A 25,875-nucleotide genomic window follows, 5' to 3' on the forward strand; every position below is an offset into this window, starting at 1 on the left:
ATGCACGTAACCGCGGACCGGGTGGTCATCGAGGGGCCGCACGCCACGCTACTACCCGCGACGTCCCTGCATGTCGCGACAGGACAGCTGGTCGTGGTTCAGGGTCCTCCCGGACGGGGACTCACCGGGCTCGGCCTCGCTCTCGCCGGCAGGATGCGTGTGACCGCGGGCTCGGTCGCCGTGTACGAGCAGCCGGGTGGTGAATCGGACGCGGACGGGCCCGACCGCGGCGGTGCGCACCGGCTGCGCGAGCGTGCCGCGGTGATCGACGCACCTGGCGTGAGCGAACCGGACGGTGCCCTGCCCTTGCGTGTCGTGGTCGGTGAGGAGCTGGCGCTGGCACGCCGGCCCGCGTCCCGGACCGATGTCGCCGAGTGGTTGTCCGCGCAGGAGCTCACGGGCCACACCGAGACCCGGTTCGAGGACGTGCCCGCCGACGTACGGACGTTCGTCCTGACCACGCTCGCGGCCACCCGACCGGGGGTGCGGCTACTGGTGCTGGACACTCCGGACAGGCACGGTTGGGACGCCACGCAGTGGTCGGAGACCGCCCGCCGCTGCGCCGAACGCGGCTTCGCCGTCGTCGCGCTGGTCGCCACCACTCACCCGTCCGTGTTGCCGGTCCCGCCTGCCCGTGTCGGGGCGGACGACCAACCTCCACCACTGACCCTGCGCGAGGGCACCGATACCGGCAGCGGCGAGTACGACGGCAACGGCACGGACGAACACACCGGCTCCTCGACGAGCACGACCGGCGGCACCGGGGAAGGAGATCGTTGATGCGCTCGATGAGCTCGGTGCGGGTCGCCGCGGGAGAGCTGCGCCGGATCAGCAGCGGGACCCTGCCCAAACTGGCCATCCTGGCGCTGATCCTCGTTCCCCTGCTCTACGCCTCGCTGTACCTGTTCGCGAACGAGGACCCGTACAACCGGCTCGGCGAGCTACCCGCGGCGGTGGTCAGCGAGGACGCCGGAGCCAGCGACCCCGACGGCGCGCATCGCGTGCTCGGCGACGAGGTCGCCGAGGAGATCGTCGGCTCCGACACGTTCGACTGGCATGAGGTCTCCCGGCAAGAAGCCGAGGACGGCGTCCGCGACGGCACCTACGCCTTCGCCATCACCGTTCCCCGGGACTTCTCGGCGGCGCTGCTGGCCACCGCCGAGTTCGACCCCCGGCGCGCGACGATCACGCTGACCACCGACGACGCCAACAACTACATCGCGGGCACCATCGCGAACAAGGTCGCCGAGCAGGTGCGTGCCGCGATCACCGAACGGGTCGGTGAGGAGGCGGCGGACCGCTTCCTGCTCGGCCTCTCCACCATCCACGGGGCGGTGTCCGACGCAGCGGACGGCGCTCGCGAGCTGGCAGGCGGTACCGACGAGCTGCTCGAGGGGCAGCAGCAGCTCGAACAGGGTGCGGGTGAGCTGGCGCGCGGCAGCGACGAGCTGGCGGCCGGGCTGGACACCCTGCGCACACGCTCGACGGCGCTTCCGGAGAAGGCAGGCGAGCTCGCCGACGGCGCGAATGAGGTGGCCGAGGGCAACGAGCAGCTCGCCGAGCGCGGTAACGAGCTCGCGCGCCATTCCACGGCGCTGCAGGACGCTCTCGACGACGCCGGCGAGGAGCTGTCCGAGCAGTTGCGTGCCGACGGTTTCGACGAGCAGGAGATCGACCGGATCCTCACCGTGCTTGCCGAGCTTCGCTAGCCGATCGACAGGGCGGATCAGGAGGTTCAGAGCGCGTCCGAGAAGCTCGACACCCTCGCCGCCGGGTCCCGAGCGGTCGCCGACGGGTCCGGGGAGCTGGCCGACGCGGCCCCGGAGCTGGTCGACGGCATCGAAGAAGCCGCGAGCGGCGCCGCGGAACTCGCGCAGGGCGCGGACGAGCTCGCGCAGGGGCAGGCCGAGGCCACCAACGGTGTCAGCGCGCTGCGCGACGGTGCCTACGACCTCGATGACGGCCTGCACGACGGGCTCGGCCGCATTCCCGACCCGGACGACGACGAGCGCGCGGCCACGGCCAGCACCATCGCCAACCCTGTCGGGATCGACTCGCACAGTCTGGCCTCGGCCGGCAGTTACGGTGCCGGGCTGGCCCCGTACTTCATGGCCCTGTCTGCATGGGTGGGTGCGTTCGTGCTGTTCCTCCTGCTGCGCCCGCTGTCGGTGCGGGCGCTGGCCGCAGGGGCCTCGTCGCTGCGGGTCGCGCTCGGTGGCTGGTTACCGGCCGCCGCGCTCGGTATCGCACAGATGATCGTGCTGCTCGGCGCCGTCAGCCTGCTGGTCGGTATCGACGTCGCGCATCCGGTCGGTGCCGTTGGCTTCCTGATCGTCACGACCCTCGCCTTCACAGCGGTGGTTCATGCGCTGAACGCCTACTTCGGCGCCGTCGGGAAGTTCCTGGCGCTGGTGGTCCTCGTACTCCAGCTGGTCACCGCGGGCGGCACGTTCCCGTGGCAGACGATCCCCGAGGTGCTGCAACCACTGCACCACATCCTGCCGATGACCTATGTGGTCGATGGCCTGCGGGAGCTACTCTACACCGGAGCCTCGGCGAGCGTGGCCACCGACGTGGCCGTACTGGCGGCCTACACCGCCGGAGGGCTGCTGCTGTCTACACTCGCCGCACGCAAACGGCGAGTGTGGACAGCATCCGCACTCAAACCGGAACTGGCGCTGTAGCCCCGCCCGCCCACCAACGCTGAATGACGCTTTCGGTCCACGTGGCGGACTGAGGGCGTCATTCAGCGCATCCCTTGCCGTCAGTGGGCAGCGGCGTTCCAGGACTGCCCGACGCCTACGGAGACCTCGAGGGGAACCGACAGCTCGTATGCCGAGCCCATCTGCTCGCGGACCAGGGCTTCGACGCTCTCGCGTTCGCCCTCGGCTACCTCGAGCACCAGCTCGTCGTGCACCTGCAGCAGCACCCTGCTGCGCAGCCCACGCTCGCCGAGTGCGCGGTGCACGCCGAGCATGGCAACCTTGATGATGTCCGCGGCGCTGCCCTGGATCGGCGCGTTGAGCGCCATGCGCTCGGCCATCTCCCTGCGCTGCCGGTTGTCGCTGCCGAGGTCGGGTAGGTAGCGGCGCCTGCCGAAGATGGTCTCGGTATAGCCGACCTTGCCCGCTTCGGCAACCACCGTGTGCAGGTAGTCGCGCACGCCCGCGAACCGCGCGAAGTAGGTGTCCATCTGCTGCTTGGCCTCCTCGGCCGAGATCTGCAGCTGCTGAGCCAGACCGTAGGCGGACAACCCGTAAGCCAGCCCGTAGGACATCGCCTTCACCCGGTACCGCAGCTCCGGGGTGATCTCGGCCGGCTCCATCCCGAACGCCTTCGACGCCACGTACGTGTGCAGGTCCTCGCCCGAGTTGAACGCCTCGATCAGCCCCTCGTCCCCGGACAGGTGCGCCATGATGCGCATCTCGATCTGGCTGTAGTCGGCGGTCATGAGCTCGGCGTAGCCGGACCCGACGACGAACGCGTCCCTGATGCGCCTGCCTTCCTCCGTGCGCACCGGGATGTTCTGCAGGTTCGGGTCCGTCGAGGACAATCGCCCGGTCGCGGCCACCGTCTGCTGCAGCGAGGTGTGGATCCTGCCGTCCTCGGCGACGGCCTTGAGCAACCCCTCGACCGTGGTCTTGAGCTTGGTCGCGTCCCTGTGCTCCAGCAGGTGCTGCAGGAACGGGTGCTCGGTCTTGGCGTACAGTGCCTGAAGCGCTTCGGCGTCGGTGGTGTATCCGGTCTTGGTGCGTTTCGTCTTGGGCATCCCCAGCTCGTCGAACAGCACCACCTGCAGCTGCTTGGGCGATCCCAGGTTGATCTGCTTGCCGATCACGCCGTAGGCCTCCTCGGCTGCCTGCTTGACGCGGTCGGCGTAGTGCGCTTCCAGCGCCGTGAGCTGCTCGGCATCCACGGCGATACCGAAACGCTCCACTTCGGAAAGCACCTGCAGCAGTGGCATCTCCATGTCGCTGAGCAGCCTGCCGGCGCCGATACTGTCGACTTCCTCGGCCAGCGCTCCGGACAGCTCCAGGGTGGCGCCGGCCCGCAGCAGCTCCACACGCACCAGCTCGTCGTCGCCGGAGCCGGAGTCGAGCAGGGACAGCTGTCCCTGCTCCGCCGCGCCGTCCGAGCGCAGCTCCCTGCCCAGGTAGCGAAGCACCAGGTCGTCGAGCGTGAACGAGCGCTGCCCGGGGCGCACCAGGTACGCCGCCAGCGCGGTGTCCACCGTCAGGCCCGCCACAGGCCAGCCACGACCGTGCAGCGCATGCAGCGTGGTCTTGCACGCGTGGCCGACCTTGCTGGCCTCGGGATCGGCCAGCCACGCCACCAGCGCGGACTCGTCCGCGGCGTCGAGCTCCGTGACGTCCAGGTAGCACCCCTCGCCGTCCTCGCAGGCCAAGCTCAGCGACAGCAGGTCGGCGGCCAGCACCTCCCCGGAGGTCCGCGCGGCCAGCCCCGTGGTGCTGCCGGGGGCGGCGTGCGCACGCAGCCACTCCCCCAGCGTCCCCGGTTCGAGCTTGCCACCCCGCACCTCGAACCCTTCCTCGGCCTCCGGCTCCGAGCTGGACAGCGTCGCGAACAGCCGGTCACGCAGGACACGGAACTCGAGCTCGTCGAACAGCCGGTGTACCGCGTCGCGGTCCCAGGTCTGCACGTGCAGGTCCGTCGGGCGGAGTTCGAGGTCGAGGTCGCGCACGAGCTCGGTGAGCTGCCGATTGCGCAGCACGCTGTCCAGGTGCTCCCGCAACGCCTCACCCGCCTTGCCCTTGACCTCGTCGACCCGGTCGACCAGCTCGCCGAGGGAGCCGAACTGCTTGATCCACTTGACTGCCGTCTTCTCCCCCACCCCGGGGATGCCGGGCAGGTTGTCCGACGGGTCGCCGCGCAGCGCGGCGAAGTCCGGGTACTGGCTCGGCGAGAGCCCGTACTTGTCCTGCACCGCCTCCGGGTCGAAGCGATCCAGCTCGGAGACCCCCTTGCGCGGGTACAGCACCGTGACGCCGTCGCCGACCAGCTGCAGTGCGTCCCTGTCCCCGGTACAGATCAGGACGTCGTAGGCATCCGCGCGCGCCTGCGTGGTCAGCGTGGCGATGATGTCGTCGGCCTCGTAGTTGTCCTTGCGCAGGATCGGGATGTTCAGCGCCTCCAGCACCTCGGTGATCAGCGATACCTGCCCCTTGAAGTCCTCGGGGGTCTCCGAGCGGGTTGCCTTGTAGTCGGCATAGGTCTCGGAGCGGAACGTCTGGCGCGACACGTCGAAGGCGACCGCGAGGTGCGTCGGCTGCTCGTCACGCAGGAGGTTGATGAGCATGGAGGTGAACCCGAAGACCGCGTTGGTGACCTGCCCCGTCGTGGTGCGGAAACGGTCGGCGGGTACCGCGTAGAACGCGCGGTAGGCCATCGAGTGGCCGTCGATGAGCAGCAGCCTCGGTGTCGCGGGCTGCTCGGCTCCAGCTGTGTCGTTCGCTACCTGGGTGTTCTGCTGTGGGCTCACACCCGGGAGTCTAAGCTCCGGACCCGACACACGAACGTGCCGTCGGGAGAAGTACGAGACACGAAGCGCAAGGAGTCATTGGTGAGCGAGCCAACCGCGTCGCACGAGGCGCCCCCGTCTCTGGCCGACGTCCCCGGCGCCGACCCCGGCGCAGCCGACCAGCAGCTCAACGACAAGCTGGGCATCACCGTCACGGAGTGGGATCCGCAGCGAGTCGTCGCGACGATGCCGGTCAAGGGCAATCTCCAGCCGTACGGGCTGCTGCACGGCGGTGCCAACGCGGCGCTGGCCGAGACGCTGGGGTCGATCTGTGCCGGTGTCAACGCCGGTGCGGGCCGGGCCGCGGTCGGGCTCGAGCTGCACTGCACACATCACCGCGCGGTGCGGTCCGGCACCGTCACGGGCGTGGCCACGCCGGTGCACGTCGGCCGCGGCACGATCACCGCGGACATCGTGATCACCGACGAGCACGACCGTCGCACCTGCACGGCACGCCTCACGTGTGTGATCAGGGAAAACGCGCCGGGAGCGACATAGCACGGTCAGGTCGTGACCGTGTTGCGAAAAGATCGCGATTACTTCGAAACCCTCGTTCGTTCCCCTACGCAGCGTTAGGATCCGCACGGATCATACGGAATGGGGCACACCGGCGACCAGTGTGGCCGTCCTGTGCGGAAGGCCCCGTCCGTGCAGGTACAACCCCCGGAGGCAGATAGTGGGATTATCCAATGGTTTGCGCATGGCGGCCTTGGTGGCCGCCACCGCATTGGTAGTTACCGCGTGCGCAGATGACAACGGTGACGGTGCGGACACGGGGGAGGACTCGGCCGAACCGTTGGAGCTCGGCTACGTCCTCCCCGAGACGGGTGATTTGGCGTTCCTGGGGCCGCCCCAGATCGAGGCACTCGGCTTCGCCATGCAAACCATCAACGACGCTGGTGGTGTACTGGACCAGGAGCTGCCCTCAGTGGTCGGCCGGGACGAGTCCGATCAGGAGTCGGTGGCGTCCCAGTCGGCGGACGAGGTGCTCCGTGAAGGCGTGGACGCGCTGATCGGAGCGGCATCCTCGGCCAAGTCGCTGGCCTTCGTCGACAGGGTCATGGACGCGGGCGTCGTGCAGTGTTCGGGTTCCAACACCGCGCCGACGTTCACCGACCTGGAAAACGGCGACTTCTACTTCCGCACCGCCCCCAGCGACGTCATGCAGGGTCCGGTGCTGGCCGACACCATCGTCGGCGACGGGCACAGCCGCGTCGCGCTGGCGGCCCGTGCCGACGACTACGGGCGTGGCTTGCTGCAGGCGACAGAGAACTCCCTCGAGGAGGCGGGCGCCGAAGTCGTGAACACCACCACCTACGACCCGAAGTCGACCAACTTCGATCCGGTGGTCAGCGACCTCACCAATGGCGACCCGGACGCTGTCGTGATCGTCAGCTTCGAGGAGGGCGTGCAGGTGCTGCAGGGCCTGATCGAGGGTGGCTTCGGTCCGGATGAGATCGGCATATACGGCGCCGACGGGCTGAAGGAGGAGAACCTCGGTGAGCTGGTTTCCTCCGAGGACCCGGGCGTGCTGGAAGGCATGAAGGGCACCGCTCCGGCGGCCCCTGAGGACGAGCAGTTCCAGGAGGACCTGCAGGAGTACGCTCCGGACCTCGAGGGCTTCCAGTTCTCGCCGCAGGTGTACGACTGCGTCATCACGATCGCGCTGGCGGCCGAGGCGGCAGGCAGCACCGACCCGGCCGACATCCAGCAGGAGATGGTCGGTGTCACGCGCGACGGCACCGAGTGCACCAGCTTCGAGGAGTGCAAGGGCCTGCTGTCCGACGGTGACGACATCGACTACAACGGTGTCAGCGGTCCGCTGGACTTCACCGAGAACGGTGAGCCCAGCACATCCACCATCGGCATCTACGAGGTCGATGAGGAAGGCACCACGGCGGACGTCGACCAGGAGACGGTCACCATGGAAGAGGCCGAGTGAGAGTGACACTCGACCTCTGATACCGCACACGAATCGGGGCCCCGGCGTCACGCCGGGGCCCCGATTCTTCGCTCGTGCGAGCTCGCTCGTGCCGCGGATCCTCGTGCTGGGGTTCCTCGCGCTGGGGTTCGGCCGCACGGCCCGGTGCGGTGACCGGCAGCCCGTCCCTAGTCGACAGTGGCGAGTGTGCCGAGGTAGTACTCGATCACCTTCGGGTCATGCAGCAGGTGGTGCCCGGTGCCGGAGTAGGCGTTGCGCCCCTGGTCGAGCACGTAGCCGCGGTCGCAGATCTGCAAGCAGCGGCGGGCGTTCTGCTCGACCATGACGATGGACACGCCGGTGTCGTTGATGCGCTGGACCTGCTCGAACACCTGGTCCTGGTTCGCAGGGGACAGCCCGGCCGAGGGCTCGTCGAGGAACAGCACCTCGGGCTCAGCCATCAGCGTGCGCCCCATAGCCAGCATCTGCCGCTCACCACCGGACAGCGAGCCGGCGCGCTGCTTGCGGCGTTCGGCCAGCCTGCTGAACAGCTCGGTGACCCAGGCGAACCGCCGCTCGAACTCCCTCGGCTTCAGGAAGGTCCCCATCCGCAGGTTCTCCTCCACCGTCAGCGCGGGGAAGACATTGTCGCGCTGCGGCACGTAGCCGATGCCTTGCTGGACCAGCGTGTGGGTTTGCGCGCCGGTGATATCGGTTCCCCGGAAACGCACCGTTCCACCGCGGACGGGGACGAGGCCGAACATCGCCTTGATCAGCGTCGACTTGCCCGCCCCGTTCGGCCCGATCACACCGACCAGCTCCCCCTGGGCCAGCTCGAGGCTGCACCCGGTGAGCACGTTGACCTCGGGGACGTAGCCTGCGATCACCTCCACGGCATCCAGGATCACGTCGTTGCCGGTGGAGGGCCCCGCCGAGCCGTCGCCGTCGGGCGCGGCCGTACCCTCACCGTGCTCCTGCTGCGCCGGTTCCTCTGTGCTCATGACGTCAGTTCCTCCGCTGGTGGTGCTCCGTGCTGCTTGCCCAGGTAGGCATCGATCACTGCGGGGTTGGAACCGATGGCCTGCGGGGGCCCTTCGGCGATCACCTGGCCCTCTGCCAGGCACACCACCCAGTCACTTGTGCCCATCACCATGTCCATGTCGTGTTCGACGAAGCAGATCGTCGTACCTTCGTCGCGCAGGTCGGTGATGTGCTCGAGGAGGGACTGCGTCAACGCGGGGTTCACCCCGGCCATGGGCTCGTCGAGCATGAGCATCCTTGGACGCACCATCAAGGCGCGGGCCAGCTCCAGCAGCTTGCGTTGCCCGCCGGACAGTGTCCCGGCGAACTCGTCGCGCAGGTGGTCGAGACGGAACCGGGCGAGCAGCTCATCGGCACGCTCGATGATCTCACGTTCCTGGCGTCGCCACAGTGGTCGCACCACGGACGCGAACATCTCTTCGCCACGCTGCTCGGTGGCCCCGAGCTGAAGGTTCTCCAGCACGGTCAGCCGGGACAGGGCTTTGGTCAGCTGGAAGGTACGTACCATGCCCCGGTGCGCGACGCGGTGCGCAGGCAGGCGGGACATCTTCTTGCCCTCGAACCGCCAGTCGCCGGATCCACCGCGGTCGAACCCGGTGAGCACGTTGAACAGCGTGGTCTTTCCCGCCCCGTTCGGCCCGATCAGTGCGGTGATCGCGCCGCGTTGCATCTCGAGGTGATCCACGTCGACCGCGTGCAAGCCACCGAAGGAACGCTGCACGTTGTCGGCGACGAGAATCGGATCCGGCTTGGCCACGCCGGGTTCGGCGGCGACGTCGGCAAGGGCGGCGGTGGCGTTATTCCTATCGGACATCGAGCACCATCTCTCTCCTGTTCCCCAGGATCCCTTGCGGCCGGAACGCCATCAACAGCAGTAGTCCCAGCCCGACCAGTGCGAGCCGCAGCGCCCCGACGTCGGACGGCACGAGGATCTCCGGCGGGATGTACCCGGTGGCCATCAGCTCCCGCAGGAACGCGTCGAAGGAGAGCATCAGGAACCAGAACAGCAGCCCACCCAGTACCGGGCCGAGCACGCGGCCCGCACCACCGAGCACGAGCATGGTGTAGAGGAAGAAGGTCACGACCGGGTCGAAACCGTCCGGGTGCGCCGACTGCTGGTGGATGGTGAACACCATCCCGCCGAGCGCGCCGATCACGCCACCGAGCACCAGGCTCTGCAGCTTGTACGCGTAGACGTTCTTGCCGAGGCTGCGCGCGGCCTCCTCGTCTTCCCGGATGGCGCGGATCACCCGGCCCCACGGGCTGTGGATGAGCAGGTAGACGACGATGACGACCAGCGCCACCAAGCCCCAGCCGACGCTCATGAGCCATACGTCCCGCGCGGTGAACGCGAGCGGGCCGACCTCGTAGATGCCAGGAGGCACGGGGTTGAGGTCGAGGAGTTCGTCGCCGAACCGCTGGAGCCCGTAGACACCGCCGGTCAGCGGTTCGGCGACGCTCGATCGGTAGAACAGCCGGAGCACCTCGCCAGCGGCGATGGTGGAGATGGCCAGGTAGTCCGAACGCAGCCGAAGCGCCGGGATACCGAGGATCAGTGCGAGCACGGCCGCGGCGAGAATGCCGACCAGCACGCCCACCCACATCGACAGGCCGAACGTCGACACGGAGATCGCCACACCGTAGGCCCCGACGAGCATGAAGGCCACCTGCCCGAAGTTGAGCAGGCCCGTGTAGCCGAAGTGGATGTTCAACCCGATGGCCGCGAGCACGTACCCGATCGCGACCGGGCCGAGGGCACCGTATACGCCGCTGGTCAGGATCGACGAGTAGTCCATGTCTTCCCCCTCACCCGACCCGTTCCTTGCGGCCGAGGATGCCCTGCGGCCGCACGATCAAGACCACGATCAGCACCAGGAGCGCCCAGGCGTTCCACAGCTCCGGTGGGAACCACAGCGTCGACAGGTGCGCGACGATGCCGACGACGAAGCTGCCGACCATCGCTCCGTACGCGCTGCCGAGGCCGCCGAGGATGATCCCGGCGAACATCAGCAGCAGGAGTTTGAAGCCCATATCCCAGGACACGACCTCGGTCAGCCCGAACATGACCCCGCCGAAGGCCGACAACCCGCCTGCGAGCATCCACACGACCAGGATCACGTAGTTGACGTTGATGCCGGAGGACGCCGCGAGGTCCCTGTTGTCCGAGACCGCGCGGATGGCCGTGCCGATGCGCGTGCGCTGCAGCATGAGCGCGACCGCGAACAGCACGATCACCGACACGACCAGGATCGTCAGGTCCCGCGGGGTGATCTCCGCCCAGCCGAGCGAGATCGTGCTCTGGATCTGGTACTCGGCGTAGGAGTTGGGGCGGGACCCGTAGATGACGAGGAGGAGGTGCCGCAGGAACAGTGCGAGACCGATCGAGATGATGAACATGTTGATCCGGCCGGTCCTGCGCATGCGCAGCGGCCGCCAGAGACCTCGGTCGAGCCCGCCGCCCAGTAGCGCGCCCGCGATGACAGCGACCACGATCGCCAGGATGAGGTGCAGTCCCGGCCCCGCGGCCGCGGCGTTGACGAAGAACGCCACGATAGCGCCGAAGGTCACCAGCTCACCGTGCGCGAAGTTGATCAGGCGGGTCGTGCCGAAGACCAGGGACAGGCCGACAGCGGCGATCGCGATGATGCCACCGTACTGGAGGCCATTGAGCAGGACCTGCGCCAGCCGCTCGTGGAACGGCGCGTGCTGCGGAGGAACGGGGGTCTCGAGGTCGGTCTCGGTCTCGCCGGGCACGCCGGTATCCGAGTCGGTTTCGGCCCCTTCAGGCGGAGCTTCCTCTTCCTCGGCCGGCTCCTCCGGTTCGGTGGCCGGGTCCTCCTGCTCGTCCTCGGGGACGATCTGGAAGATGAGTGTCCGTTGCTGGCCTTCGTCGACCTCGACGCCGCTGAGTACCTCGCCGCCGACCTCGCGCGGCGCCAGCCCCTCCGGCAGCGTGTCCAGGTCGAGTTCGACGTCGTAGCTTCCCGGTTCGGGAAGCTCGATCTCCCACTCTCCCTCCTCGTCGGTGGTATCGCTGCCGACCTCCGCGCCGTCGCGGTTGGCTGTGATCGTCAGGTCGGCGAGCGGCTCACCGTCGGGGTCGGTAATGGTGCCTTGTACCGCCTCGTGTTCGTCCGCCAGCGCCGCACCGGGCGCGAGTACCGCTAGCGCGATCAGCGCTATCACGGCAAGCGCACGCACAAGAACGCTCCGTGCTTTCACAGACCGAATCCCGTCTACTTTCTCAGTCCTCGAACTCCGGCGGATCACACCGTAGTACGAAGCATCGCATGTTTCCGGCGACTGAACGTAGCGTCGATGCCCCGTGTTGCCCAGAGTTGTTCACTGTCCGTTCTCACATCGTGATTGAGTCCGATGGGACCGGAACGGACGTGCCCAGCTCAACGACCGGGACGGGTACGGTTCAGGCCAGTGCCTTGCGACGAATGGCCTACGCCGACCGGCGTGCCGCCCGCGTGAACAGCTCCACCCGTGCAGGGGACGTACTACTTCCCGATACCCTCCACCACGGCTTCCGCGACCGCCTTCATGGTGGTCCTGCGGTCCATGGCGGTGCGCTGGATCCAGCGGAACGCTTCCGGCTCGCTCAAGCTCTGCTCGCTCATCAGCAGCCCCTTCGCCCGGTCGACGACCTTGCGGGTCTCCAACTTCTCGTTGAGACCTTCGACCTCGGCTTCGAGCGCCTGCAGCTCCGCGAAGCGGCTCACCGCCAGCTCCACGGCGGGCACCAGCTCACGCTTGGCGAACGGCTTCACCAGGTAGGCCATGGTCCCGGCGTCGCGCGCCCGCGAGATCAAGTCACGCTGACTGAACGCCGTCAAGATCACGACCGGGGCGATACGATCACCGGTGATCTTCGACGCGGCTTCGATGCCATCCATCTTCGGCATCTTGACGTCCAGGATCACCAGATCCGGCCTCAGCTCGGTTGCCAGCGAGATGGCTTGCTCTCCGTCTGCAGCTTCACCGACGACGGTGTAGCCCTCTTCCCGCAGCATCTCGACAAGGTCGAGCCGGATCAGAGCCTCATCCTCCGCGACGAGCACTCGACGCTGGGCTTCGGTGGCCGATTCCGTCACCGGAGTCCTCCTGCGTACGTGGGTGGGGGGCGATGGGTGTGCGCAGCCAGCCTACCGGGAGTAGACCTGGGATGGGGAACGGTGCACGTCAACCGTGAGCCACGGCTCATGCGCAGGCCATCAGCCTCGGTCGGGGCGACCTGAATGACGAACGTGATCAAGCATCGCGTACAGTCGAAGCGCATCGCCCCCGTAGCCCAAACGGCAGAGGCGGCGGACTCAAAATCCGTGTAGTGTGCGTTCGAGTCGCACCGGGGGCACCACCAACGACCAGCACGAACGGCCTCTCACCAGGGGAGAACCCGGTGAGAGGCCGTTCGTGTCTTGCCTGGTTGTGTCCGGCTGTCACCGGCCGTCGTCGACGAGCTGTGGACTATTCGTGGACACGCTCATGGCGCATCCAGTCCGAGCGCCTGCCCGATCCGTTCGCGGGCACTGTCTACTTGGCGGTCTCACCCGTGCCAGCCGTGCCAGAACGGCGTGCGGTCGTCCCCGGCCCTAACGAGGACAGTCTTCAGAGCGCACAACCGCACCGAGGAAACCCGCGATCGTGGCTTCAGTGCCGAGCCGGTGCGCCGCCACCGCAGCGGCACGATCGTGCGCACCACCTTCGGCGGCGTCCGAGTCGGACTGCCGTGCGGACGTAAACCGCGGTCGGTCATCCCGGCAATGCCGTCGGCACTGTACCGCGCGGCCCACTTCGTGACGGTGCGTGCCGAGACCATGAAGGTCGTGGCCGCGGCCGCACAGGTCCAACCCCGGTCGGCAGTCAGCCGAGCCAGGCGCAACGCGAACCAACCTCCCTGAACATCACATCTCGGGCGTCACATCGTCGATTTCGTACACCAATGCCGCGGCGACCTGATCGAACTTGGCGGCCAGGTCCGTCTCGTCGGCCGCACCGATATAGACGCTGGCCACGTGGTAGCTGTAGCTGTCGCGATGTGGCTGCTCGGAGAGCACGTCGCCGGTGTGCGCGATGAGGTCGATGGTGACGCCGGGCACGATCCGCTCGATCGCCTGGATTTCCTCGCCCGTAGGGTGGCGACGGACATAGCCGTCGGTGAAGCGGCGCACGAAGCATTTCGCTGCCATCGGATACCGACCTTTGCGGTGCGGGAAATCGGGGTCGCGGCCGAGGGCCAGGCGCAGCATCACTTCGTGATTGGACATGCCGTCGACGTCGGCGAACAGTTCCGCGTGGGACTGGGAGTGCCGGGGGTTGATCTCGAGGAGTGTGATCGCGTCGGTGCCGGGGTCCCAGAAGTACTCGATGTTGAAGGTCATGGTGTCGAGCCCAATGGCGGTGACCAGCCTGGTGGAGATGTCCTCCAGCCGGGCGATGACCTGTTCGGGCAGCGTAGAGGGGTACTGAAACCGTAGGAAGCTGGGGCTGTTGTCGTAACGCACCGAGTCGATCACTCCGTAGAGCACGACCTCGCCGTCATAGCGGTATCCTTCCACGGTGAGCTGGCGACCGGCGATCGCTTCCTCGGCCAGACACATCTGACCACCGACCGCGGCGATCTCAGGCGGTAGCTGGAGGTGTTCGAGGAGGGCGTCGAACGGTTCGCCGATGCGGCCGATGCCCTCGCGAATCGTGCCCAGCGCCTGGCGAAACGCATCCTGGTCGGCGACGCCGAAGGCGAGCACCGAGGAAAACGACTTCACCGGTTTGATCCACAGCGGGTAGCGCAGGTGTTGCGGTGGGTTCTGGTCGTGTGCGGGATCGACCAGGCCGAAGGGCGGGTACTCGTCGAGGACCTCCCGTTGGATCAGGCGGCTCCAGTACTTGTGCTCGCACTTGATCAGTTCCTCGAGGCTGGCCGCAGGCAGGCCGTAGCGTCGGCGCAGCAGCGGCACCATCGCACTGACCGGGAAGTCCCAGAACCCGATGATCGCGTCGATCGGGCCATCGAAGGAGTCGAGCACCCGTTGGGCGGCCTGCAGCGCGCCGTTGAACGAGATCTGCGGCCCGTAGATTTCCTCGTAGGCCAGCACAGAGTGGAAGCGGTACTGTGCGGCGTCGTTCACGCCCTCGAGGATCTGCCGGTTGTGCTCGTCGAGCCCGATCACGAACACGTTCTTACGTGCGTCCATACACCGGTTTACCCAGATCGTGCGCCGCCTACACCAACGCGATAACGAATCGTGTTGGTGTAGGCGCTGCCGTCACATCACAGGCGACAAGCGTTTCGGCTGCTCCGGCCAGTCGAACTTGAACGAGCGACTGTCACGAGCAGGCCCCGTCCCGCTTCGCCAAGAGCCAACGATCCCCGTACTATGGCCGAAGATGCGACACGGGCGGTGCGAGCATCGCACGGCTCGGCCCGTTGCGGACCAGAATGCTCAGCTCTGGTGGCGGACTTCAGCCGGTGGCGGGAGCGCTTTCCCCGCGTACCGGCGCGCGTGTCCAGGTGACGGTCATCGCGACAATCCCCAGTAGCGTGCACACCGCCAGCACGATGACGCTCGTGTTGAATCCCGGGGTGCTCCCGCCACCGATCGTCCATGCCAGCGCCGCGATCGCCGGTCCGATCGTCGTGCCCAGTGTGCGGGCCAGGTTGGTCACCCCTCCCGCGGCGCCGGCCTGACCTTCCGGTGCGGCGTGCAGGATGGCGGTCATCGCGGGCGGGCTGAACAGACCTATGCCCGACCCCAGCAGCCCGAGCCGCCAGCCCAGGTCGATCACCCCCGCGTCCGCGGTCAGCGTGAGCAGCGAGAGCACGCCCAGTGCAGTCACGATTCCCCCGCTGATCGCGACCGGCGATGGCCCGTAGCGGTCGGCGAGTGTGCCGGCGAGAGGCGTGAACAGGGCTGCCGCGCCCATGAAGAACAGCATGGCCAGGCCGAGCAGGTCGGGACTCTGCCCCATGACCTCGGAGATGAAGAAGGGAAGCGAGTAGACCGGCAGCCCCACGGTCGCGGCCGTCAGCAGAAGCGCCAGGGCAGGCAACCCCAGGGCGAGCCTGCCGACCAGGGTGAGCACCGGTCGCGACGTGGACGTCCGTGCCCACAGTGCCAGCAGCGCCAACGCTGCCACACCGAGCGCTCCGGCGACCGCCCAGCGGTCGAGCTGCTCGACCTGCTCTACGGCCAGCAGTGCGGCCGTGATCGCGCTGCCCAGCAACACCACGTCGGTGAGCTGGGATCGATCCGGCCGCGGCAACGCGCGCCGACCCTCGGACCCGGAGTGGGGGATGGCGCGAAATCCGGCGAGCGCGATCGCCACCAGTAGCGGCACTTTGACCAGAAAGAGCGCCCGCCATCCCCAAGCGGCGGCGACAAAACCGCCAAGCGGAGCCAACGCGATGCTGCCCAGCATCATGATCGTGCTGATGTAGCTGATGGCCCGGCCATGGTGGTCGCTCCGCACCGCGCTGGTGACAACCGGCAGGTACGCCGCCAGATAGAGCGCCGATGCGGCCCCTTGGACCACCCGAGCGGCAAGCAGGGTCCAGAACACGGGCGCGGCGGCCGCCGCCACGCTGGCACCGCCGATGACGAGCAACGAGAAGACGAAGACGGAGCGAAGATCCGCCTGATCGATCCATCGACCGGCCGGTAGCGCGAGCGCAGCGAGCGGCAGGGAATACGCCAGCACCACCCACGTCGTGCTCGCCGGGTCGACCCCGAGCTCCGCGGCCACCAGCGGCAGCGCGAAGGCAGCCATGCTCAGCTCGCTGGTGACCAGCAGCGTCGCCACACCGAAGGTGACCACGGCCGACCAGCGCGTCCGAGCAACCGGCGCGGCAGCGTCGGTCGCCGGACAGCCCGCACTGTCGCTGCCGTCTCCATCACTGGTCACTAGCATCCTTCCGACGTCGGTGCGCCGATGATTCCCGTGACGTCTCGGACCGGTTCCCCAGTAGCGCATTCCATATTGGATGCCCTCAGGCGCCCCATGCTCCTGACCGTACGGGTTGGCCACGTCGAATCAAGCGCAAGAGTGTGGATTCAGCTGGTCGTAGCAGGACCTCGGTAATGGAGGTGCTACGGCGACCTGTCGAATCCACAACGCGACGGGAGAAGGTATCGGCGGGCCGCACCGGCCGAGGGGCTGATGCGAACGGCACCGGTACGGCATGCGTTTACCGGCGGCCATCGGCGGGTAGCCGGACGATGGGTGAGGGTCGGCACACGCGAGCCCGCCGGGTCCGTTGCTGCGCCGTTCCGACCCGGCGGAATCCTCACCTCGTGCGGGTACGGGCCGGGTCACTGCCGCGCCGGCGACCCGGCCCGATGCGCGTGCCTAGAAGCCGCCGGAGCCCCACGGGCCCCAGATCGCGCAGGTCAGTCCGCTGGAAGACTGGATGTTGACGTACAGCGTCTGCTTGTCGGGACTGAACGTGGTGCCCGCGAACTCGTCGCCGGTCTGGCCCTCGATGTTGTTCTTCGCGAAGTCGACGATCTCTCCGTCGGTGGTCAGACCGCGCAGGTACTGCGTGTCGTTCACGCCGTCCTCGCACAGCACCAGCGTGTTCCTGCGACTGGTGGTGACGTTGTCGGGCATGTCGAGGACCTCCTGCGAGGGTGACTCGTAGACGAGCCGGAGGGTGGACGTCGGTGCGTGGTATGCCCAGATCTGTCCGCGACCGTTACCGTAGCCGGGCGGCGCCGGTGCGTCCGAAGGCTGGTTTCCGCCTTGCGTGGAGCAGAAGTAGATCGTGTTCCGGTCCTCGACCGCGCCTTCGAGCCGGGCGAACAGCGCCGCCCCGGCCGCGCGCCCCTGCTCGCCGACCGCGACGACCGCCTCGTCATTGCTCGGGGTGCCCGTGAACGTGGGATCCGGGTCGTCGATGGTCACCCACTCGCAGTCGAAGACCGAGCCGACCTCGGGAGCCGGGCCGTCCACGCCACCCAGGTCGGCATTCGGCCGCCCGGTGATCGCCAGCATCTCCAGCCGGCCACCGTCGACCAGCCGTCCCGCGCTTCTCGGGTTGACCGGTGGACGGTAGCGGTAGAAGCCGGACGGGAAGCCGAAGTTGTCCTCGGTGAGGTAAACGGCACCGTCGTGCGGGCAGTAGGCAGCGGCCTCGTGGGCGAACCGGCCCGCAGCACGGACCGGCTCCGCCGCCGACCGGCCGCCGGAGGGGACATCGAATATGTAGCCGTGCTTCTCCTCCAGCTTGGTGTTGTCCCCGCCGGTGAAGTCCGGCCCCACATCGGGGCCGTTGACGGTCTCCTCGCAGGTGATCCAGCTTCCCCACGGCATGGGCCCGCCCGCGCAGTTCATCTGCGTACCGTTGAGGCTCACGAAGCTGTCCTCGACGTTGCCGAAACCGTCCACGAGCACGGTCGTCGTGCCGCCTCCGGCCATCGCGTCGTACGCGTCGCCGGTGTCCCCGAACGCGCCGACCGGGCCGTTGACCTCGTGGTTGCGGACGAGCGCGGTGCGTCCCCGCGACCCGCGGAAGGCCGCCATCCCGTCGTGAAACCCGGGAACCGTCACGCCGTCACCGAGGCTGTCCCCGCTGGGATGAAACGAGCGATAGCGGAACCCGCGCGGTAGCAACAACCGCTCCGCTCCGTCCCGCTCGTCGGGTGTGGGCTCGAGCGGACCGTATCCGAGCGGGTGGTTGCCGTGCCGCGATCGCGACCCCTGACTCGCGTGCGCGACGAACCCGTGAAACGGGCCACCGGCGAGGAGGCTGCCTGCACCGGCCACAGCCGCGCGCCTCATGAAATCGCGACGATCAATAGCCATCGAACTCACCTTCTCCTGTACGTGTAGCTCCGTATCCGTCCCCGACGACGTGGCAACGGCCCCCTCGGACACCTCAGGGCGGCCCACGGAACCCCCTCCGCGGTATGTCCAGAAACGACGTCGACGCTCCAGCCACCCCGGAAGTGGCACGTTCGCCCGCCCCGCTCCCGGCGAGCAGCGCGGAATCCCGCGCTGCTCGACCCCGGCGCGGTGATCTCGCCGAGGTCGGCTCGCGCCAGGCGCAGGCTGCTGCTCATGGCCGCAACTCTAAGCGCGCGACCGCCCTGCCGCGCCGGTGCTGCTCATGTGAGCAGCGTCGATTGTCGTGGCGGTGGCTATCGGTGACACTGTTGTGATGCCGGGCACTGCTTACGACGAATCGCTGACCATCCGGGCAGCCGAGCTGTACTACGGCAGTCATCTGACGCAGGGCCAGATCGCCGAGCGGCTGGAGGTCAGCAGGTTCAAGGTCGGCAGGCTCCTCCGGCGGGCACGCGAGATCGGGTTGGTCCGCATCGAGATCAGCCACCCGGCGGCCCGGGTCATCGACGTGGAGAACGACCTGCTCACATCGTTCGGGTTGCGTGCCGCGCACGTCGTGCACACCGAGTCGGACCCGGCGGCGACCCGCTGCCAGGTCGGCAGGACCGCGGCCGAGTTCGTCAGCTCGCTCCGGCCCCCGCCTCGACGTCTCGGTCTCTCCTGGGGAACGGCGATCGCGGCCTTCGCGCGTGCGCTTCCCGCCGACTGGTGCCGCGGGGTCGATGTGGTCCAGATCAAGGGAGGAGCCAGCCGCAGCATGACGCTCACCTGGTCGCACGAGATCCTGCTCCGCACAGCCCAGTCCACGCACGGCACGGTCCACGAGCTCTCCGTCCCGGCGATCGTCGACCAGGAAACGGTCCGGGACTCCCTGGAGCGGCTACGCCCGGTAGCGGCCACGCTCGCCGCGGGGCGCCGCGCCGACGTCAAGCTCGTGACCATCGGCGCACTCCAGCGCGAGTGTTCACTCGCCCAGGTCGGCTACCTCGGGGAGGAGGAGATCGAACGGTTGCGGGACAACGGTGCCGTCGGTGACGTCAACAGCCGCTTCATCACCGCGGACGGCCGGCTCGCCGACCCCGCGCTGGATGCACGGACGTTGGGGCTGTCCCTCGACGACCTCAGCTCCGGCGGGAACACCGTCGGCGTCGTGACGGGAACGGCCAAAGCCACGGCCATAGCCGCAGCGCTACGCAGCGGCGCTATCGACGTCCTCGTCACCGACGAGGCCACCGCAAGAGCCGTCCTCGACCAGGCACGGCAGGCGGCCGACGATCCCGCAGGCACCGCACCCCCGCGCGAGGGCGCCGTCGCGTGCGCCAGGCAGGCGACGAGCACAGTGGCAACCAGGATCGGCTAGGTCAGCAGCCCGGGAACGCGGATGCGTCAGGTGAGCGGGTCGCCGTCGAAGACACCGAGGTCTTCGCGATAGAACTCGAGGCCGACGCCGTTGGGATCACGGATGTAGAGGCTGTCCTCGACGCCCCGATCCGGACCGAGGTAGTCGACGCCCGCTTCGTCGAGCTTCGCCTTCATGGCCGCGAAGTTCTCCGCGGATGTCGATAGCGCGATGTGCTGTACCGCGCCGATCGTCTCCCGGAACTCGGGATGGTCATGTCCGGGGAAGTCGAAGAACCCGAGCAGGTTGCCGTTGCCGACGTCGAAGAAGAAGTGACTCGAGCCCGCGTAGTCCCGGTTCTCGACCAGCTCGACCAGCGGGAACCCCAGGAATTCCTGGTAGAACTCGATCGTGGTCGCCACGTCGCGGCAGATCAGCGCGACATGGTGGAACCCACCCACCGGACTCGTCCCACGCTCGCCCCTCGGGTGCAGGTACGTCGCGCGCAGCTCCTCCCTGCGGGCGCGAATGGCGTCCAGCTCGGCGCCTGCGGGTTGCGGCATGATGCGCTCCTCGATCGGCGACCTCCGCGGCTGCTACCCACGGTAGCTGTGGGACGCCCGCCCGGCACGCCGGTCGCGGTGACGGGTCAGGCGCTGCGCGGCCTCAGCCGCGAACCGCGCGGTTGATCAGGTCACCGCTGCTGTCCAGGCACTCAGCGCACAGCACCGTTCCGCTACGGGGGAACGTCACCCTGGCCAGCGAGCGCCGGCGGAAGCCGAGAAACGAGTCGCGGGAGCTGCGCTCGCACGACTCGCACGCCGTGGTGTCGTGCCTGCCGAGGCGCACGGGCAACGCGTCATCGGCCGCCCCCTCGTCCGCACCGGACGAGACCGCGTGGAGACCGGCCTCGATGCAGCTCGCGCAGATCGGTCCCGACGGGCCGGGTGCGCGGTGTTGCCGCGCGCTCTCGGCGCGTGCGCAGAGCTGGCAGAGGGCAGGGGCATCCATAAGGCCCTGACCATACCAGCAGCTACGCTTGCCGTACCCGGCCGAGCGCGGCGGGAATCGCGCACATCCATCGCCGATGACGGCCCGCGCGGCCGGGTGGCGCGACACGATCCGATCGGCGCGGAAGAGTGATGATTCCCGGGGCGCACTCGTTTACCTGGTAGGAATGCCGGGAACAGGAGGTACGTGCCCATGACAGTGCCATCGCTGGAATGGGCCCAGTGAGTCCCCGTGAGCGTCATGGACCGATTCTTCGAGCGCTACGAGCTGAGCCAGCACCTCGGCACCGGTAGCGTGACCGAGGTCTACCGCGGCCACGACATGCAGCTCGAACGCGATGTCGTGGTCAAGGCGCTGCGCTCGGATCTGGCGGGCGACCAGGACACGCGTGAGTGGTTCCTGCGGCAGGCGCGTATCGCCGCGACCCTCGACCACCCCGCGATCGTTCCGGTGCGCGGCACCGGCGAACGCGACACCCCGGAAGGGCCGCGGCCCTACCTCGTGACCGACGACATCGACGGCAGGACGCTGCGCGAGGTGATCGCCGCCAACGGTCCCGTCGCCCAGCAACAGGCCCTGAAGATCATCGCGGACGTCTGCGTCGCGCTGGACCACGCGCACCGGCACGGCGTCGTGCACGGCGCCGTCGACGACCGGTCCGTGATACTCGGCAGGGGTGGGACGGTCATGGTGACGGACTTCGGCCTGACCGGCACCGTAGCCGGCGATCACACACCGGCCCGGTCAACCGGTGAGGCGGGCGGCCCCACCGCGCACACCTCCCCCGAGCAGCTGCGGGGACGGCCGGCCGACGAACGCAGCGACGTCCACGCCGTCGGCGCGCTGCTCTTCCAGCTCCTCACCGGCACGGACCCCAGCGCGCTCGACCCGGCGAACGGACCTGCCGGGGAGCATGTCCAGCAGGATCACAGGCCGCCGTCCTCGGTCGATACCGCTGTACCGCGCACCCTCGACGCGGTGATCCTGACCGCGCTCGCCGACCACCCCGACAGGCGGTACCAGTCCGCCCTGGCGCTGCGCGCGGACCTCGTGCGGGTGCTGTCGGGGCACGGACATGCGGCGGCTCCCGGTTCGTCCTCCTCGGCCGCGGCCGAGGAGGACGAACCCGAGCGGCGCAGCCGGCTGGTCCCGGTGCTCGCGGCGGTGGCGATCGCGGCGATCGCGTTCGCCATGTGGCTGGCGGGCCTGTTCGACTCGGGAGAGCACGACGCCGAGATTCCGGTCGTGGTCGGCCAGCAGTACAGCTCGGCCGAGCGTAGCCTGCGCGAGGCCGGCTTCCATGACCTGGAACGTCAGGCCGTACCGTGCTGGCCGGAAACCTACGGGGCGGAACCGCCCTGCGATGGCGACTCCGTCGGCAGGGTGATCCGCACCGACCCCGAACACGGCACATCGCATCCGCTCAACACCCGGATCGTCGTCCACGTGGGCGCCCCGCCCGAGGTGTTCGTCATGCCCGACCTCACCGAGATGACCGTGGAGGAGGCGGAGCAGGAGATCGAGGACAACGACCTCCTGCTGGACCCTGCCAAGGAGAAGGTGGACAACTCCGACCCCGACCGCACGGGGCAGGTAGCCGAGCACACGCCCGAACCGGGTTCGGTCACCGAGCAAGGCCAGGTCGTCACGCTGTCGATCTACGACGAACCCGAGATGGTCGAGGTCACCGACTACGTCGGCAAGAGCTACCGCGTCGCCCGCACCGGGCTGGAAAGCGCGGGGTTCGACGTCGTTCGCGAGGATGTGGACTCGGCCGAGCCCGAGGACACCGTCGTGGGGCAGTCGCCACGCCGTGGCGAGGCCGTCGAGGGATCCGAGGTCACCCTGCGCGTCTCCCGCGGTGGCAACGAGCGCTTCGACATGCCCGATGTGGTGGGCCTGACCGAGGGCGCGGCCCGCTCCGCACTCGACGACGCCGGGCACAGTGGCAAGGTCAAGACTCGACGGCGGGCCGTCGGGGACTCGGCCGAGCACGGCAGGGTCACCTCCACCATCCCGTCGGCCGACCGGTCCGTGCGCGCCGACCGCACCGTCACCCTCTACATCGGCCGCTATGAACGCAGGCTCGACACCGACGCCCCCGAGGCCGGCGACACGAGTGACGACACGGACGACGGCGACCACCACACCACGAGCCCTCCGGCCGCGAGCTCCGAGCCACCGCCCGGTTCCGCTCCCGAGAATCCCGACGAGCGGTAGAGCCGGCCGGCCACGCGCACTGTCCTCGTGCTGTCCCGCACGCCTGCACAGCGACTATGCTGCCCGCAGTGGCTCGACGTGCGACGACCTTGATGCTGCTGCTCGCGCTCGCGGCGGCGCTGTCCGGGTGCGGTTCCGCCCCGGACGGCGACTCGACGCCGACCCCGACCGCGACGTCGCAACAGACCGCGACCTCACCGGCCGAATCGGACCCCTCGCCGGAGCCCCCGCGACGGATCGCACCGTTCCCCGGCCCGGACGACCTCGCTGAGGTTCTCGGCGACGCCGAGCGAGCCCTTGCCGATCCCGGCACGCCCGAAGCCGAGCGCACCCGGTGGGCGCACGCGCACCAACAGGCCTACCGTGACCTGGCGGCCAACCCGGAGTGGCGCGAGCCGGTCCGGAACGCCCTCCCGGATGCCTTCCGGGAGACGTTCGACGCCACGTTCCGCGCCGTACGGCAGCTGCGGCAGCTGCACACCCCGGAGTCCGACGTTCCGTCCGGCTGGGAGATCCATCCGCCACCGCCGCTCGACGAGCTACGTGGCTACTACGAGGAGGCCGAACAGGCCCACGGTGTTCACTGGTCCGTGCTGGCGGCCATTCACCTGGTCGAAACCCGGTTCGGACGCATTCACGGCGACAGCTACGCGGGTGCCCAAGGGCCGATGCAGTTCGTGCCCGAGACATGGCAGGCCTACGGCGACGGCGACGTGCACGACCCGCGGGACGCGATCATGGGCGCCGGACGCTACCTGTCCGCCAGCGGCGCCCCGGACAACCTCCGGCAGGCCCTGTTCGCGTACAACCGCAGCGAGCACTACGTGGCCGCGATCCTGGCGCACGCCGAGGCCATGCGGCTCGCGGACCACTACGCGGACACCTACCACCGGTGGCGCGTCTACTTCCGCACCGACGACGGAGACGTCGTCCTGGAAGAGGGCTACGGAACCTGACACGGCCGTGCCTGCCCCGACGCCGGACGGCCTGCCCGGCTCAGCCGAGGTCAGCTGTTTCGGCGAAGCGTGCGTCGACGTCCTCCCCGGTCAGCCCGAAGTCGGCGAGCGCGTAGCGGTGTGCGGGCTTGCGAGCTCCCGAGGTGCTCTCGCGCTGCATCCGCAGCATCGCGTCGCGGGCCCGCTGGCTCATCTCCAGCCCGAAGTGGGTGTAGATTCCCTCGACGGTGCCGACAGGGTCGGCGACGAAGTCCTCGTAGGCGACGTCGCAGAACTGTGCCGGGTCGTGCTTGGCACGCTCCGCGGTGAACCGCCGCAACCCCCTGCTCCACAGCTCGAGCTGGTCGCGACCGATCACGTCACCGGTGAACCGTTCCGACCATCCCTCGGTGGCGTGTGCGGCCAGGCTGCACACCGAGGCGATGGCGGTGCGCGGTGAGCGGTGTGTCTGGATCACCAGCGCGTCGGGGTAGGTCGCCATCAGCGCGTCCAGCGAGAACAGGTGGCTAGGGTTCTTCAGCACCCACCTGCGATGCGCGTCGGGCAGCCCGATCAGCTGAAGGTTCCGCCGGTGCCGCTGGTAGGCAGGCGTCCAGTCCTGCTCGGCGAGCCATGCCGAGTAGGTCGGCACGTGCGCGAGGCACTCGTAGGACAGCGAGCGCAGCGACTGGCGCAGCAGCTGCCAGCATTCCTCGACCATGTCCGCCGACACGTAGTGCAGTCCCATGAACTCGGGATGCTCGATATGGTGCTGCTCGCATCCCGCCTGGATCTGCTGGAAGATCGGATTGTCGTCCCAGGTTTCCCGCGGCGGCCGGGGTTGCGGCATCTCGGCGAGCCACAGCTCCAGTCCCTGGTTCGCCGGGTCGGCCGTGAGCAGCCGGTGCAGCGCGGTCGTTCCGGTGCGGGGCAGGCCGGTGACGAAGATCGGACGTTCGATCCGGACGTCGGCGTGTTCCGGGTACTGCTTCCACGCCTGTTCGGCCAGCAGCCTCGCCACCAGCGCCCCGCGCAGGAACGACCGCTTGATCTTGTTGCCGCGCGGGGTCAGCCGCGCGTCTCTGGCATACGAGTCGAGCAGGACCCGCAGGCCGTCCGTGTAGTCGTCCGTGCCGAAGTCGTCGAGCCCGGTGAGCCGCATCGCCGACTCGTGCAGGTCCTCGACCGTGCCGACGCTGTCTCGCACTGCTGTCATCGTTGACCGGTTCCTTTGTGGCTAGTGGTGGTACTCGCCGCCGTTGACGTCCAGGCACTGCCCCGTGACCACCCGTGCCAGGGACGAGGCCAGGAACACCACGGTGTCGGCGATCTCCTCGGGTTCCGGGAGGGCACGCAGGTCGAGCGTTTCCGCTGTCTCGTCATAGATGTCCTGCGGGGTGACCCCGCGTTTGCTGGCCAGGTAGTCGAAGTACCACTTGAGGTTGTCGCCCCAGATGTAGCCGGGCGCGACCGAGTTCACCCGGATCCCGCGTGGCCCGAGCTCGGCGGCCAGGCTCTGGGCGAGCGAGAGCAACCCGGACTTGGCCAGCTTGTAGGCACCGAACGTGCGCCGGGAGTGCCGCAGCACCGCTGAGTTGATCATGACGGCGGAACCGGATCGCTCGGCGAGCGCGGGGGCGAACATCCGCGTCAGCCGCAGCGCGGCCAGCACGTTGACATCCATCGCGCTCCGTACGTCGTCGAGGTCGATGGTGGCGAGGTCGCTCAGCGGCGGCATGGCGAAGGCGTTGTTGACGAGCGCGTCCACCCGCCCGAACTGGGTGAGGCTGGAATCCAGCAGGTTCTGGCAGGCCGCGTCGTCGGTGATGTCGGTCGGCACGCTCAGCGCACGGCGCCCGAGGTCGGCGACCTCCCCGGCCACATCCGTGAGCCGGGACTCGGTACGCGCGGCGAGCACGACGTCGGCACCGGCCCTCGCGCACTGCACCGCGATGGCGCGGCCGAGCCCGGAACCGACCCCGGAGATCACGACGACCTTGCCGTCCAGCAGCATGCCCGC

The 25,875-nt window shown here is 68.6% G+C and carries 20 protein-coding genes, 1 tRNA gene and 1 pseudogene; 8 read left to right on the forward strand and 14 right to left on the reverse strand.

What is annotated here, in order from left to right:
• Positions 1-780, forward strand: coding sequence for an ABC transporter ATP-binding protein (locus tag H0B56_RS21780; RefSeq protein WP_180894994.1), 780 nt, complete (start codon positions 1-3; stop codon positions 778-780).
• Between the two features lie 8 nt (positions 781-788).
• Positions 789-2,684 (forward strand): annotated as a pseudogene (locus tag H0B56_RS21785) (YhgE/Pip family protein).
• Positions 2,685-2,764: 80 nt separating this feature from the next.
• Here the strand turns inward: H0B56_RS21785 and polA are convergent.
• Positions 2,765-5,500, reverse strand: a complete 2,736-nt coding sequence (gene polA, locus H0B56_RS21790; protein ID WP_180894995.1) for a DNA polymerase I — start codon at positions 5,498-5,500, stop codon at positions 2,765-2,767.
• 81 nt (positions 5,501-5,581) lie between these two features.
• Here polA and H0B56_RS21795 point away from each other — a divergent pair, with 81 nt between their 5' ends.
• Together H0B56_RS21795 and H0B56_RS21800 are read left to right on the forward strand one after the other, a co-directional pair.
• The gene (locus H0B56_RS21795; protein ID WP_425484571.1) at positions 5,582-6,037 is read left to right on the forward strand and encodes a hotdog fold thioesterase; all 456 of its coding nucleotides are present in this window, start codon (positions 5,582-5,584) and stop codon (positions 6,035-6,037) included.
• A gap of 202 nt (positions 6,038-6,239) precedes the next feature.
• Positions 6,240-7,481: an ABC transporter substrate-binding protein gene (locus H0B56_RS21800; protein ID WP_180894996.1), complete on the forward strand. Its 1,242-nt coding sequence runs from the start codon at positions 6,240-6,242 to the stop codon at positions 7,479-7,481.
• A 167-nt stretch (positions 7,482-7,648) separates the two neighbouring features.
• Here the strand turns inward: H0B56_RS21800 and H0B56_RS21805 are convergent, their stop codons facing one another.
• The 5 genes from H0B56_RS21805 to H0B56_RS21825 all read right to left on the reverse strand — a co-directional run bounded on the left by H0B56_RS21805 (position 7,649) and on the right by H0B56_RS21825 (position 12,601).
• Entirely contained in the window at positions 7,649-8,461 is an 813-nt protein-coding gene (locus H0B56_RS21805; protein WP_180894997.1) for an ABC transporter ATP-binding protein, read from the reverse strand.
• A complete protein-coding gene (locus H0B56_RS21810; protein ID WP_180894998.1) occupies positions 8,458-9,315 on the reverse strand; it encodes an ABC transporter ATP-binding protein in 858 nt (285 codons plus the stop codon). Before H0B56_RS21810 ends, H0B56_RS21805 begins: the two co-directional genes overlap by 4 nt.
• Positions 9,305-10,297, reverse strand: a complete 993-nt coding sequence (locus H0B56_RS21815; protein ID WP_180894999.1) for a branched-chain amino acid ABC transporter permease — start codon at positions 10,295-10,297, stop codon at positions 9,305-9,307. Before H0B56_RS21815 ends, H0B56_RS21810 begins: the two co-directional genes overlap by 11 nt.
• Before the next feature lie 10 nt (positions 10,298-10,307).
• On the reverse strand, positions 10,308-11,702 hold the full coding sequence (locus H0B56_RS21820; RefSeq protein ID WP_219633051.1) for a branched-chain amino acid ABC transporter permease: 1,395 nt from the start codon (positions 11,700-11,702) through the stop codon (positions 10,308-10,310).
• Between the two features lie 305 nt (positions 11,703-12,007).
• Entirely contained in the window at positions 12,008-12,601 is a 594-nt protein-coding gene (locus H0B56_RS21825) for a response regulator (RefSeq protein ID WP_180895000.1), read from the reverse strand.
• A gap of 186 nt (positions 12,602-12,787) precedes the next feature.
• On the opposite strand from H0B56_RS21825, the gene H0B56_RS21830 reads away from it, so the two are divergent.
• Positions 12,788-12,864 (forward strand) — tRNA-Leu (locus tag H0B56_RS21830).
• A gap of 189 nt (positions 12,865-13,053) precedes the next feature.
• Here H0B56_RS21830 and H0B56_RS23720 read toward each other — a convergent pair.
• The 4 genes from H0B56_RS23720 to H0B56_RS21850 form a co-directional block, all read right to left on the reverse strand.
• Positions 13,054-13,389, reverse strand: coding sequence for a leucine zipper domain-containing protein (locus H0B56_RS23720; RefSeq protein ID WP_180895001.1), 336 nt, complete (start codon positions 13,387-13,389; stop codon positions 13,054-13,056).
• Between the two features lie 22 nt (positions 13,390-13,411).
• Positions 13,412-14,677 carry an ATP-grasp domain-containing protein gene (locus tag H0B56_RS21840; protein WP_343064000.1) on the reverse strand — a complete coding sequence of 422 codons (1,266 nt, stop codon included), beginning with the start codon at positions 14,675-14,677 and terminating at the stop codon, positions 13,412-13,414.
• Between the two features lie 292 nt (positions 14,678-14,969).
• Positions 14,970-16,409 (reverse strand): MFS transporter, encoded by a 1,440-nt coding sequence (locus H0B56_RS21845; protein WP_180895003.1) that lies wholly within the window; start codon positions 16,407-16,409, stop codon positions 14,970-14,972.
• Positions 16,410-16,853: 444 nt separating this feature from the next.
• A complete protein-coding gene (locus tag H0B56_RS21850) occupies positions 16,854-18,308 on the reverse strand; it encodes a PhoX family protein (RefSeq protein WP_180895004.1) in 1,455 nt (484 codons plus the stop codon).
• 355 nt (positions 18,309-18,663) lie between these two features.
• Here H0B56_RS21850 and H0B56_RS21855 point away from each other — a divergent pair, with 355 nt between their 5' ends.
• Positions 18,664-19,710 (forward strand): sugar-binding transcriptional regulator, encoded by a 1,047-nt coding sequence (locus H0B56_RS21855; protein WP_180895005.1) that lies wholly within the window; start codon positions 18,664-18,666, stop codon positions 19,708-19,710.
• Between the two features lie 26 nt (positions 19,711-19,736).
• On the opposite strand, the gene H0B56_RS21860 is transcribed toward H0B56_RS21855, so the two are convergent.
• The gene (locus H0B56_RS21860) at positions 19,737-20,252 is read right to left on the reverse strand and encodes a VOC family protein (RefSeq protein ID WP_180895006.1); all 516 of its coding nucleotides are present in this window, start codon (positions 20,250-20,252) and stop codon (positions 19,737-19,739) included.
• A 103-nt stretch (positions 20,253-20,355) separates the two neighbouring features.
• A complete protein-coding gene (locus tag H0B56_RS21865) occupies positions 20,356-20,700 on the reverse strand; it encodes a hypothetical protein (RefSeq protein WP_180895007.1) in 345 nt (114 codons plus the stop codon).
• A gap of 240 nt (positions 20,701-20,940) precedes the next feature.
• On the opposite strand from H0B56_RS21865, the gene H0B56_RS21870 reads away from it, so the two are divergent.
• Together H0B56_RS21870 and H0B56_RS21875 are read left to right on the forward strand one after the other, a co-directional pair.
• Positions 20,941-22,920, forward strand: a complete 1,980-nt coding sequence (locus H0B56_RS21870) for a Stk1 family PASTA domain-containing Ser/Thr kinase (protein ID WP_246361432.1) — start codon at positions 20,941-20,943, stop codon at positions 22,918-22,920.
• Between the two features lie 68 nt (positions 22,921-22,988).
• On the forward strand, positions 22,989-23,876 hold the full coding sequence (locus tag H0B56_RS21875; RefSeq protein ID WP_180895009.1) for a transglycosylase SLT domain-containing protein: 888 nt from the start codon (positions 22,989-22,991) through the stop codon (positions 23,874-23,876).
• A 40-nt stretch (positions 23,877-23,916) separates the two neighbouring features.
• Here H0B56_RS21875 and H0B56_RS21880 read toward each other — a convergent pair whose 3' ends face one another.
• Both H0B56_RS21880 and H0B56_RS21885 read right to left on the reverse strand, forming a co-directional pair.
• On the reverse strand, positions 23,917-25,071 hold the full coding sequence (locus H0B56_RS21880; protein ID WP_180895010.1) for a sulfotransferase family protein: 1,155 nt from the start codon (positions 25,069-25,071) through the stop codon (positions 23,917-23,919).
• A gap of 21 nt (positions 25,072-25,092) precedes the next feature.
• Positions 25,093-25,869 carry an SDR family oxidoreductase gene (locus H0B56_RS21885; protein ID WP_180895011.1) on the reverse strand — a complete coding sequence of 259 codons (777 nt, stop codon included), beginning with the start codon at positions 25,867-25,869 and terminating at the stop codon, positions 25,093-25,095.
• Between the last annotated feature and the right edge of the window lie 6 nt (positions 25,870-25,875).

Origin of the sequence: Haloechinothrix aidingensis (assembly GCF_013450155.1) — a bacterium.
Taxonomy (GTDB): domain Bacteria; phylum Actinomycetota; class Actinomycetes; order Mycobacteriales; family Pseudonocardiaceae; genus Haloechinothrix; species Haloechinothrix aidingensis.